The sequence below is a fragment of the Streptomyces niger genome (genome assembly GCF_000718305.1).
GTDB lineage: Bacteria > Actinomycetota > Actinomycetes > Streptomycetales > Streptomycetaceae > Streptomyces > Streptomyces niger.
Window position 1 is genome coordinate 1 of sequence record NZ_JOFQ01000047.1, and the last position, 11,458, is coordinate 11,458.

Below are 11,458 nucleotides of genomic sequence, written 5' to 3' on the forward strand. Positions count from 1 at the left end.
ACCGAGAGCTGGGGGGACACCGTCGGGGATCTCCTGTAGATCTGGCGGCATGAACCTCAACGACCTTGGCCTGCTGATGGCCCGTCGTCAGGACGGCGGCCTCAGCTTCGACCGCTTCCGCGCCGCCCCGGCCCTGGCCGCCCTGCAGTGGCCGGACGACGTCCTGAGGGATTTCCTCTTCGACTACGGCGACAAGGGCCCTTCGTGGACGACTACGGCGACAAGGGCCCCTTCGTCCACGACTACGGAGGCGTCGATCTGTGCGGCATCACCTGGAAGCTGGAGACGATCCCGGCCGCGGACTTCCACACCATGCCGACCGGCGAGAGCGACGCCGACTGCATCGAGCACTTCGCACAGAACCCGGTGCACTGGGTCAAGGCGGAGCCCCCGGAAGTCGGCCGGCACTGGGAAGAACACGGGACGTGGCTGCGCCCGCCGCTCCTCATCGACCGGCGCCTCCTTAACCCGGCGGGCAGCGGACTGCAGGTCCTGGAGGGCCGAACCCGCGTTGGTGTCCTGCGTGGCCGCCTCCGCGAGCAGCTGTGCGTCGCCCCCGGCCACCAGGCGTGGGTGGGACGCCCGTGAGAGCCTGCCGCGCCTTGCTGCGTACGCTGCGAGCACCGAGGTGTTTTCGAGGAAGAGCTGCGGATGACTGAGAAGGCGTCTGTGCCCGGCCCGCGCCGGGACATGGCAATGCACAACGACTGGTGGGTGTCGGGCTGGGAGCACGTCCTGCCTCGCCAGGGCTTCCCGCTGACCATGCTGATCGGGACCGCGAGCCAGCCCGGCTTCACCGGCTCCCTGGACGACCTGGTGCACGAGATCTTCGACGGGTACTGGGACATGATCGGCGGCGATCTCGACGGTCCCCTCACGTTCTCCTGGCCCGATGAGGAGTGGGACTACGAGGCCGCGCCGGAGGGCCGCGAGGCGTGCGAGGCCGCCCGCTGGAAGCAGTTCAGCGCCATGCTGACGACCGCCGGCTTCCCGGTGCCCACCACTGTGCGGGACCTGTCCGAGCTCTACCTGACGTGGGGCCTGGCCCACCGCGAAGAGACGCCGGACGGCACCCGGTGGTCCATGCCCGCCGCGCTTCCGCTGCCCGGCGACCTGCTGCTCCTGGACGCCGAACTCACCCAGCGCCTCGACGGGATCCGCTGGACGATGCGCACGGGCCCGCTCGTCGACGCCCTCATCGACCACCTGGTCAACGATCTGGGTGAACCGGCAGAGACCCTCACCTCCCTGGACCGGCTGGCGGCAGCCACGGACCAGGACGTCGACGACGTCCGGCTCGCTCTCGCGGAGCTCGTGAAATCCGGTGACGCTCGTGTCCAGCGCGGCGAGGAGCCGGCCGACGCGGAGCGCCTGGAGGCCCACCGCCGCTTCCGCTTGGTCATGGACTGGGAGCACTTCCACGAGCACCGTATCCAACTGAGCCGCGGTGACTGAGGCCGCGCACGGCTGACGGGATCACCGCGGGCCACGGGAGCGGGCCGAATTCCCGCACGTACACGCACTCCAGTGCGATGCACCGACGGCATCGCACTGAGGTGCGTGTAGCCCCGGAAGACGGGGCCGCCCGCCTTCCGGCCGCCGAGGCGGGCGGGGAAGGCGCCGCAGTCGATCAGGGAGGCGCGCCCGGCGAGCTGCGCTCCGCGCACCCCGGTGAACAAAGGCGTGGCGGTCACGTCGATGCCGGCGTGGACGAAGGTGGCGCCGATGCGTTCGGTGAGGTCTTTGAGCAGGTCGGCGGTCTGGGCGCCGGTGGTGGTGCGGGGGTTGAGCCGGTGGATCTCATCGATCATCACCAGCTGCACGCCGGCGCGGGTGTAGGTGTGGCAGACGGCGTTGACGATCTGCGGCTGGGACATACGGGCGGCCAGGGGGATGCCGAGGTAGCGGGCAAACTCGATCGCCAGGGTCTTGGCGCTGGCGGCGGGCGGGACGAGGAGGTAGGCGACCGGGACCTGCCCGGCCGCCGCTGCGCCGTGACGCCGGGTGTGCGCGAGGTGGCACGCCCGGCCGACCTGCAGCAAGGCGGTGGTCTTCCCGGCGCCGGCGGGGCCGGTGACGATCAGGGACGGCCGCGCGGTGACCGCCTGGTGGCGGCCCAGGAGCATCAGGGTGCGCACGTTTTTGGCCAGCGCGTCGATGGCGGGGGTGCGTACCGTGACGAACCGCGAGTGGTAGGCCAGACGCTCCTGCAGACTGCGGGGCGGCGCGCCGGGTGGGGGAGGGGCGGCCACGGGCGTGGTGACGAAGTCGGCGAAGCCGTCCCAGGTCGTCACCGACCGCGGCCGTGCCTCCTGGCGGTCCTCGCCGGCGCCGTGCGGTGCGCCGGTGCCCTGGGGCAGGCGTGCCACGCTCGCCGCGTGCGGGCCGCCTTCCGGTTCCTCACCTGTGCGCGGCCCGGCGCTCACCACTGTTCGGCCTCTGCCTCGGCGTCCCACAGCCCGTATCCGCCGGCCCCGGCATCCGGGGCGGTCAGGTCCTCACCGGGCGGCTGTTCGCCCTCGGCGCTCAGCTCCTCCAGGCTCTCACCCCGCTCTCCGGACCACGCCGGGGCCTCGTCCAGCGAGGGCCTCTGGCTGGACGGATCCGTGGTGTGGACCGGGCCGGCCGGCGCCGCCTGGGCCCCCAAGACGTCTGTACCGGCAGGTTGCCGCGGGCGGGGGACGTCAGCCAGCCCCGGCAGCACCGGCGCCTGTCCCGGACGGGTGATGCGGTTGTTCCTCCGCCGCCTGGTGCTGGGCGCTGTCCTCTCCGCGTCGCGGGTGCGGCGCAGGAGCTGGTCCAGGGCGTCGGCGAGGTCGGCTTCGTGCTGCTCGCGGTCCGCGCGCTGCTCGACCTCGCTTTGAATGTGGCGCCAGATCTGGTCGGTGAAGGGCTGGTGCACGTGGTCGCGGTGAACCCAGGGAATTTCGTGCAGCGCTCCGTCGGTCAGGCGGACCCAGATCTGCCGGGCGTCGTGGGGGTTGTGGTGGACCTCCCACTTGCCGTCCTTGCTGGTGACGCCGGAGCGCTGGCCGCGGTGGGGCAGAGGATGTCGTCGTCATAGGTGCGGTAGTCGATGCGAATACCGCGCTCGGTGATGGGGTGCCAGCGCACGGGCAGCAGCTCGAGATAGTCGGTCCCCGTCAGGGGCAGGGGCACGTAGCCGCACAGGGCGATCAGCGCGGCCCACATCTGGTTCGGGGTGAGGGCAGTCTTCGGCAGGACGGGGTGGCGCAAGCCCTCATGCGGCCGGTCCTGCCACCCGCAGATGATCCATTCCTCCAGGAACTCCTGCAGTTGCGGGACCGTCCACCGCGCCTCGGCGACCGCGCCGGATCCGCGGCGTTGGGGGTTGGATCCGGTGTGGCCGGCCACATGCTGGCAGAACAGGTCGTTGATCGCACCGAAGGTCCGCTCCACCACCGCTTTGGCCTGCGGCCGCCTGGGCGGGGCGGGCTGCACACTCACTCCCAGCGTCTCGCACGCGGCAACGAAACTCTCCGAGATATAGATCTTCCCGCGGTCGACGACGATCGTCTCGGGCACGACCACCGGGCGGGCGGCCGCACCCTGAAGGCGCTCGTCCAAGGAGAGCAGCCGCGCGTAGGGCACCTGGGCCCGCGCCAGCTGCAGGGCGGTGGGCCAGGTGGGCCGGGCGGGGTGGGGGACGGCCATCTCCGCCAGCAACAGGGCGGCATCGACGGCTTTGGTGCTCTGCGGGCGCAGGACGGCGGCCAGCAGGGAGCGAGTGGCGACGTCGACGGCGATGGTCAGCTCCGGCCGCCCCAGGCTGCCGTCCTCCAGGACGGCCATGATGTCCAGGCGGGTGGTGTCGATCTGTACCTGCTCACCCGGCCGCAGCACCACCGGCGAGGCAGCGGCGCGGGCGGGCGCGGTGGCCGTCCGGCCAGGACGCCCCGGCAGCTCGGCCGGGTCGGCCAGCGCGTTCACCAGCCGATAGAACGACGACACCGGAGGCAGCGCCACCGCTCTCGGCCCGTGTGCCTCCTCCAGGATCTGCCCGGTCAGCACCCGCAGCCCCTTCACCGTCCCCTTCGAGCGCCCCCACTGCCTGCGCAACGCCTCCAGCACCGCGGCCACGACCCGTTCATCGGCCCGCCCGGTCGCGCTGGATGGGCGCGCGCAGCGTTTGTCGACCAACCCCCACAGGCCCTGCTTGCGGTAGGCGTGCCGCATCCGCTCCACCGTCGTGCGCGTGACCCGGGCAAAGCCCAGCGCGGTCATCTCCCGCGCTTTGGCCGCATCCCGCTGCGCCAGCGTCCACCGCTCCGGGTCGTACTCCTCGCGCACCTTCTGCCCCTCGCAGCTGCCCGGAGGGTGCGGCAACCCGGTCTCCACCTCCCGGATGTGCGGCAGCCACGCCAGCGCACGCTGCTGGGCCGCCAGTGGCACCGTCTCAAACAGCCCCCACCGCGGCACCCGCTCCGGCGCCCGCTCGCCCACCACCTCAAAGTCCGGGTCAGCGAACAGACGCCCCACCAGCAGGGTCTTCTCCTCACCGCTGTCCTGCAGCAGATAGACCCGCTGCCCTTGCAGGGCGGCGACCTGCCAAGTCTGCCCCCGGTGGACGATGTGCGCGCCGACCTCCACCACCGGCCGCCGCCCCATGCCGTGGGAATCGCCCACCGCGCTTACCCCTCTCCCCGTTCCTCGGCCTCCGCCGGCCGGCCACCGACGTCCTCGCTGTTCCCGGAGGCCGCGGCGACCAGCGTCTGTTCCTGCAGTGGTTCATCGAGCGGCACCGTCAGCCGCCCGCACCACAGCGCGTGATAGACAGCCGGCAGTACCTGCAGCGGATCCCCTACCGCCGCTGCCCCCTCGGCCAGTGGCCGCGCCACCTTGAACGCCTCCACCACCGCGGCCGCCACAGCTGACCCACCCGCATGGCGAGGGTGGCGGTAACCGGCCAGCCACCGCAGATTCGCCGCCGTCACCGGCTCCGGCGGCACCAAGCGCCGTAGGCCCAGCCCACCGCCGCACACGCCGCCTCCACCACCTCCGCGGCCCGCCGCGCCCGCACACCGCCCGCACCCGGCCGGGCGGGACAGTCCGCCAGCAGCCCGGTGCCATCCGTGTACCGAACGAAGAGCTGCGGCACCCAGGAACGCACCCGCCCCTCGCTCTGATCACGCCACACCAGCCGCACCGGACGTCCGGCCAGCCCGGTCACGTCCGGGTCGCGGTCCAGGAGCATCAGCTGGAGGCGCATCGCCACCGAGCCGTGCACCACATGCCGCCCGGTCGTTGCCGACCACCACCAGCCCGGCCCCCACCGGCGACCCGGCACCACCGGAAACGCCGAGACCGGCTGGAGATCTTCAAACCGCACCGTCCCGGCGGCATCAAGGAACCGCTGCTGCATCAACTGCCCACCGGGGGCGGCGAAGACCGCTTCCACCCCGCTGAAGACCAGCGTGGGACAGCCATCCTCGACGGAAGCAAATGGCGAGGCGACAGGCACGCCGCCGTGACTGTTCGTACTGATCACGTACTCCAGACAAGTCCGTCTCGGCCCGGCCACGCAGACGAACCGGACGGTAGCTCGCCCGCTACCGCCCTGATAAGGGCGCGCAGGCGCGGGCTCAGAATGGCGCAGCACCTCCGTCCTGTCAGTGCAGGCCTCTGCACTGTTCTCCTACGCGGGACCGAAGCCTGCTGCGCGAGGCGCCAGCGATCGCATGGATCGAGGTTCTCGAATGCGACCGCGAGAGCGGCGTCCGCCCACCGCTGCTGCACCACCTGCCCGACCGGGTCGAGGAATACCGCCTCGAACCCCGTGCCGATATGCACATCCACCCGCCCCGGCCTGCCGCCAAGCCCGGCCACCACACGCTTGCCGCTCACCCGGCCCACCCAAACTAGCTTCCCTGCCGGCCGGAGCTGCCTTTAGCATTTCGCTCACGCGACGCCGCCTGATGCGATACCAACCGGCCCCGCCAGGCCGCGCTCCGCGCCCTCCCTGGCCGGAGACCACCCGGCAAGCCAGGGCCTATCTGTCTTTCGCGTCCTGGTACGTCTTGAGCGCGTCCGCCAAAGCGCCGGGAGGCAACTGCGCCCACTGGGCCGCCTCCTGCGGCGGCACGCCGGCGTTCACGGCCGCCACGACAGTGCGCTCAAGCGCCTGGTCGATCAGACCGGCGGCATGGCTGAGGCCGCGCAGCAGCCGCCGGGCCACGTCCGCACTCGGGCCGGTTTGCGTCCCGCGCAGCTGGATGAGCTGTTCCGCGGCGTCATCGATCAGGCTGCTGATCACAGCGCGCTGCTCCGCCGGTACCGTCGCGCGCCACATCGTCCCCGAGCCGGGCGCCTTCTTCTCCTTGCCCAGCACCCTCAGCTGCCCGGCCACGGTCGCGGCCTGGTGCTCCTGCCGCAACCACCACGGGTCGTTGTCGTAACCGGGTGGGCCGCCGGCGCCGCGGCGCAGCCGGATGACGCTGCCCATCCAGGAGGTCAGCGGGCCGCCGTAGTCGGTCGCGGCCAGCGGCCCCAGCCACTCCCGCCCGACCCGCTCACCCAGCCGGCGGCAGAACGTGCCGTCGGCGGGCAGCGGCCGCGGCCGCCCGGCACCGCTATCCATCCACACCAGCTCGGCCATCACCGGGTCCAGCAGCGCCTCCGCAACGGCCACCACCTCGGGGAAGACGACCGCGTCCCGCCCTACGATCCGCCACCGCTCCAGATCACCCCCGGCGTCACCGCCCGCGACTTGGTGCAGCCGCCGCGGCCACACCCTCTCCCGCTCCCAGTGCAAGGCCTGCTCCCACCAGCGGGTCACTACCGCGTGGGCCAGGGCGAACACCCGCTCCGGCTCGGCCCCGGCTCGCACCGCCCGCCGCGCCACCCCGGTCCACCGCCGCTGCGCATCGGTCACCTCCGGCAGGTGCCGCACGTCCAGATGCTCGAGGGGCTGGTCGGCGTCCGCGTCCAGCTGCCACCGCACGTGTCGGACACACACCCGCTCCCACCGCGGCGCGTACCGCACCACCGGCACTGCCACCCCGCACCGCTGTGCCGCGCACAACCGGCAGCCGAACGCCACCGGACCGGCCACCACTGCACCGATGCGCCACACCGCCAACGGCACGCTGTCCTCTTCCGCGGGCAGCTTGGCATCCCCCTGCCCCCAAGACGGCAACGCCCGCGCCAGCACCCTCTCCTCGATATCGCACAGCCCCACCCGGACCTGCCGCCCTGCCGCGTTCAGCAGCACCTCGGCATCCATCCGGAAACCCGAGCTCTCCTGCCGGGGCTGGTGATTACGCCACTGCCAGCAGGACCGCAACACCGTCGCCTCCAACCCGTAACGGGCCGCGATCCGGCACAGAAACGAAAACGTCGTCTCCCCGGCGAAGGGAGACACGCGGAAGACCCCGGGAACCATCCCTCCAGGCTCCCGTGAGGAGGGCTGGAACGATGGCTGTTCACCGCTTTCTCACCCCGGTCTCGGACGCTGCCGCCTCACAAGAGGGTCAAAGAGGCCCCTACGGTCCTTCCGTCTTCCTTGCCCGGCAGTTGCAACGACACCGCAATGTGCATACGGCAGCTCCTTCCTGCCGTGACCGAGCCACACCGTCGGACCCCGGTAGGCATTCATGCTGCGCCGCCATCGGGGCCTGCCACCTCGCCCGACTGCCCTCCTGACCAGTACATTCCTCCACTCGGAGCGCACTCCCTGCCAGCGCTACGCCCATTCCATGCCGAGTTCCCGTAGCGCGTTCAGCTGTTCCTGTGTGAGCTTGTTGCGCCGGGTTTTGGTGTTGGAGACCCATACGCCGAGCTTCACGGTCACGGGCTCGGTCTCGCCCTCAACCGCGACCTTTTCGGCGTGGCTGCGGGGTACCGGCCGGTGCGCACCTTCCCGCTCGATCCACTGCGCGAGGGCCGCAAGTCCTCGCTGGAATGCCTGCTGTGCCTTGCTCGGCCCCTTCGCGTTCGTGGCTGCAGGGGCGGGAGACGGCGCCTGGTCAGGTTGCACGCCCAGTCTGGTCAGCCGTTCCTGTTGCTCGGTGGACAGCTGTGCCCATGTGCTCGGCTGCTTTTGCCGCTGCAGCCACTTGCCCAGATCGTCGCCGTCGAAGGTGACGCCGGGTGGGATGTCGGGCAGGTGGCCGTCGGGTTCGTCGGCGGCGAGGTCGGCGAGGACGCGGTAGTGGCGTTGCCAGTCCAGGGGCCAGGGGCAGTTCCAGTCGGGGTCGATCTCCGCCAGCTGCTGCGCGCGCACCTGAGCCCGCTCGGGGTCTTTGCCGAGGCCGCCTTTGCGGCGGAGGTTGGCCAGGTGCTGCCCGAGGGGCAGCATCGTCTCGTCCTCGCCCCAGAGGGTGTCCTGGCGTGGGGCAAGGTGTCCGGTGGCCCGCCGGTAGGAGCGCAGCGCGGCGAGCTTGGCCTCCCACGCCTCATCACCCGGCTCCCACACCATTCCGGCTTCGTCGAGCAGCTCTTTGCGGTGGGGGTCGAGTTCGCCGGCGCGGAGCGCTTTGCGTTGCTGGTGCACCCACCGGCCCAGAGGAAAGTCCGTCGTCGCGCCCGCGGTGGTCTCGGTGTCGTAGGGCACCGCATACAGGCCGGTGATGCCCTGCTCGGCGCGCCAGCGGATCAGGGCCTGGTAGCCCTCCAGCCACACCAGGGACTGGGGCCGGATGACGCGGCAGCGGGTCAGCGCCGCGACGTCGGCCGCGTCCCGAGGGCGGGCGAAGTTGACCACCAGCGAGGTGACACGGTCCACCTCCCGCTGCGCCTGATCGCCCACCTCTTCCTGGCCGCCGCCACTGCCGGATCCCGCTGATGCCTGCTGGGGACGGACGTGGAGGCGCCGGCGCTCCGCGCTGCGGGTCAGGGCGCGGGAGGCGAGCTGCTCGACCATGCGCTCGGAGTGCGAGCGCAGCGCTTGGAGGATGTCGACCAGGGGCTGGTAGCTGGCGGAGGCCAGCATGTCCTTGGGGTCTTCGCCGGGGGCGAGGAAGATGGGGATGATGATCCGCGCGGTCTTCACGGTGCCATCCGGGTTGGGCCGCAAGGCGCGGCCGATGTTCTGGACGACGTCGACCTGGGAGCTGCGGGAGCCGACGATGCACACCGCCTCCACCCCACGCAGCCCAGTGATGTCCACCCCGACACCCAGAGCCCGCACCGAGGCCAGGAACGCCCGGTGCACCCGCCGATTGCGGCCGTCGACGCCGTCTGCGAACTGACGGATGACCTCACGCCGGTGTGCGACAGCATGGTCCCCGCACAGCCAGTCGGCCCACACCCGGCCCGGAGGCACGTGACGCCCCTCCTCCAGCTCATACAGCTCCGCATCGAGGGAGGAGGCGGGCAGCTCCTCCGCGTGGGCAAGGGCGGCCGCGGACGCCTCGGCCGCGTACAGCTCGGCGGCCGTCGCCGGCATCTGCTCAGCGAACGCGCGGGCCTCCTCCACCCGCTGGTGGAACACCATGGTGGTGTGCAGGTTCAGCTGCGCCGCGTGCTCCAGCAGCGCGGCCTGCAGCAGTCCCAGGCGCCGGCCGCGCAGCGCATCCTCGGACAGCCCCAGGACGGGGTCGGGGTCGCGGATCTCCAGCACGTCGATCTCGAATCCGGCAAGGATCCGTCGCTCCACCGCTTCCGCCAGGCCGAGGTCGAAAATCCTGGGGCCATACGTCCGGGAATCGGCCTCCATCGAGGCAATCACCAGCTCCTGGCCGTCACGGCCGCGCTGCGGGCGGGGAGAGGCGAGAATGCGCGGGGTGGCGGTGAGATAGAGCCGGAAGTCGACCGGGATGCGGGAATTGTCGTGAATCGCCGCCCACGGCCGCGCGGCATCGCCGGCCGTCATGTGCGCCTCGTCCAAGACCGCGAGGTCGAAGCCGTCCATCTGCTGCCCGTACAGCCGCTCCCCACCCGCCAGAGCGGCCTCCAACGGCCCGCGAACACGCCCTCGACCTGTGACATCCTCCGGGTCCTCACGATCCACCAGCGAGGCGTACGTGGCGAACACGACCCCCGGACCATGCCCGGCCCACAGGGCCAACTGGATCGGGTTGGTGGTGGTGCGCACCGCGAGCTCGTCCAGCACCGGGTCGCTCTCCGCCGAACACACCGCGACCATCGGCGCGCGGTGCCCTACTCGGCGCCAGGACTCCGCGCTCTGCACGACCAGATCCACGGTGGGCACCATCACCAAGATCCGACCCTTGGGGAAGCAGTCCAGCGCGCAGGCGGCAGCGGTGAACGTCTTCCCCGACCCGGTCGCGGACACCCCAGTGGCACGGGCCCCCTCCGGCGGCACAAATGACCTTGCAGGAAAACCCACCCACTTTCGGAAACTCGCTTTCTGGTCGACTTGGTGTTCCCTGAGCTGGATCGCAGACATTTTTCCTCCCCTGATAACTAATCCAGTGGTTATTCAGACGGCTACGTGCGGGCGAAGCACGCGCCCGAGCCATCCCGGATCGGGCGAAGTGGCACGCCGGGCTTTCCATCTCTCCGCGACGGTTTGTCGTCCGGGGGCGCAGGAGCCAGCCTGCAGACGATGACGACACCTGTAGACAGCTCCACCGGCGCGTGGGAGCGCAGACCATCGACCTCACCCGGCGCCGCTGCGCGATATTCGGGTGCGCGCGTGGCAGCACGCTCTCCCGAACGAACATCCAGCTGGACCAGGTCCGCCTGTTCATGCCGCCGCACGTCCGCGATATGTACGGCCAGCTCAGAAGCCCCGGCCGACCAGCCGCCGCGCCGCACCCAGTCCCAGTGCCAGTCCCGGCCCGTGATGCCCACCAAGGTCTCGCTCACCGCTGCCACACCTTCGTCCCAGCCGTCCGCGAACAGTGTGGCCGCAAGAGGCCGGCGCTATCCCGTCCAGCGTGATCACCTCGCTCACAGGCACGCCCTGGGCGGCCAGGAATGCGAACAGCTTCAACCGGTTGGCGCCCGCCGTCTGGGTACTGCGTCAGCCGGCGCACAGAAACGCTGCTCGGCGCGGGATCTGGCCCGATGAAATCGTGGTGACCGGTCATCTGCGACCGTCCTCTGCAGAATTGAGGGAAGTGCCCGGGCGGATGGGGGTGTCTTATATTCCCGCCAAGGCTACATGCTGAATCAATGTGATGCAGCCGCTACCCGGAACTCGACACGAACGAGCAACCCCCACTCCCGTAGCCAGCCGGGCCCGCGACAGCGGGCCCTGGAGGCTCTGGAGGCGCAGCCGGAAGGGCCGTTGAGGCGGGGGAGCGCAGCGGACCCGCCGACCCTGGGCTGGAGTGCAACGAAAGCCCCGGGTAGTGGGGCAAAGCCCCACCGCTCCGGGAGCGCAGCGGACGGAGCGTCAACCCTGACGCGCAGCGCCAGGGTTGTGCGGGTGGCGCAGCCACCCGCCAGCGCTCACGCGGAGCGGGAGCGCAACACCTCCGCGCAGCGGAGGTGTTCGCTTGCACATCGCGCAGCGATGTGGTACCCGCTC

The 11,458-nt window shown here is 71.1% G+C and carries 9 protein-coding genes and 1 pseudogene; 2 read left to right on the forward strand and 8 right to left on the reverse strand.

The genetic code is table 11. The features are described from left to right. Positions 1-204 precede the first annotated feature (204 nt). Together IF20_RS36730 and IF20_RS36735 are read left to right on the forward strand one after the other, a co-directional pair. Positions 205-588: a hypothetical protein gene (locus IF20_RS36730; RefSeq protein WP_234427005.1), complete on the forward strand. Its 384-nt coding sequence runs from the start codon at positions 205-207 to the stop codon at positions 586-588. Between the two features lie 63 nt (positions 589-651). Then, positions 652-1,455: a DUF6042 family protein gene (locus IF20_RS36735; RefSeq protein WP_052869782.1), complete on the forward strand. Its 804-nt coding sequence runs from the start codon at positions 652-654 to the stop codon at positions 1,453-1,455. Positions 1,456-1,598: 143 nt separating this feature from the next. Here IF20_RS36735 and IF20_RS38750 read toward each other — a convergent pair. The 8 genes and pseudogenes from IF20_RS38750 to IF20_RS39665 all read right to left on the reverse strand — a co-directional run. Next, positions 1,599-2,294: pseudogene (locus IF20_RS38750) on the reverse strand (TniB family NTP-binding protein); the annotation flags it as partial. Between the two features lie 128 nt (positions 2,295-2,422). Then, the gene (locus IF20_RS41055) at positions 2,423-2,902 is read right to left on the reverse strand and encodes a hypothetical protein (protein WP_456113444.1); all 480 of its coding nucleotides are present in this window, start codon (positions 2,900-2,902) and stop codon (positions 2,423-2,425) included. 44 nt (positions 2,903-2,946) lie between these two features. Further along, on the reverse strand, positions 2,947-4,647 hold the full coding sequence (locus IF20_RS36740; RefSeq protein ID WP_456113445.1) for a transposase: 1,701 nt from the start codon (positions 4,645-4,647) through the stop codon (positions 2,947-2,949). A gap of 5 nt (positions 4,648-4,652) precedes the next feature. Then, positions 4,653-4,889 (reverse strand): hypothetical protein, encoded by a 237-nt coding sequence (locus tag IF20_RS40800; protein WP_324605627.1) that lies wholly within the window; start codon positions 4,887-4,889, stop codon positions 4,653-4,655. 62 nt (positions 4,890-4,951) lie between these two features. Beyond that, the gene (locus IF20_RS40805; RefSeq protein ID WP_324605628.1) at positions 4,952-5,482 is read right to left on the reverse strand and encodes a TnsA-like heteromeric transposase endonuclease subunit; all 531 of its coding nucleotides are present in this window, start codon (positions 5,480-5,482) and stop codon (positions 4,952-4,954) included. Positions 5,483-6,010: 528 nt separating this feature from the next. Further along, positions 6,011-7,243, reverse strand: a complete 1,233-nt coding sequence (locus IF20_RS36750; RefSeq protein ID WP_456113446.1) for a DNA-binding protein — start codon at positions 7,241-7,243, stop codon at positions 6,011-6,013. Positions 7,244-7,702: 459 nt separating this feature from the next. Next, entirely contained in the window at positions 7,703-10,369 is a 2,667-nt protein-coding gene (locus IF20_RS36755) for a DEAD/DEAH box helicase (RefSeq protein WP_110944902.1), read from the reverse strand. 41 nt (positions 10,370-10,410) lie between these two features. Continuing rightward, positions 10,411-10,791 (reverse strand): hypothetical protein, encoded by a 381-nt coding sequence (locus IF20_RS39665; RefSeq protein WP_199896927.1) that lies wholly within the window; start codon positions 10,789-10,791, stop codon positions 10,411-10,413. Between the last annotated feature and the right edge of the window lie 667 nt (positions 10,792-11,458).

What these genes read in the sequence shown, in the direction of transcription:
- IF20_RS36735 (WP_052869782.1), top strand. Translation starts at nt 652, where the DNA reads ATGACTGAGAAGGCGTCTGTGCCCGGCCCGCGCCGGGACATGGCAATG.
- IF20_RS36750 (WP_456113446.1), bottom strand. Translation starts at nt 7,243, where the DNA reads ATGGATGCCGAGGTGCTGCTGAACGCGGCAGGGCGGCAGGTCCGGGTG.
- IF20_RS36755 (WP_110944902.1), bottom strand. Translation starts at nt 10,369, where the DNA reads ATGTCTGCGATCCAGCTCAGGGAACACCAAGTCGACCAGAAAGCGAGT.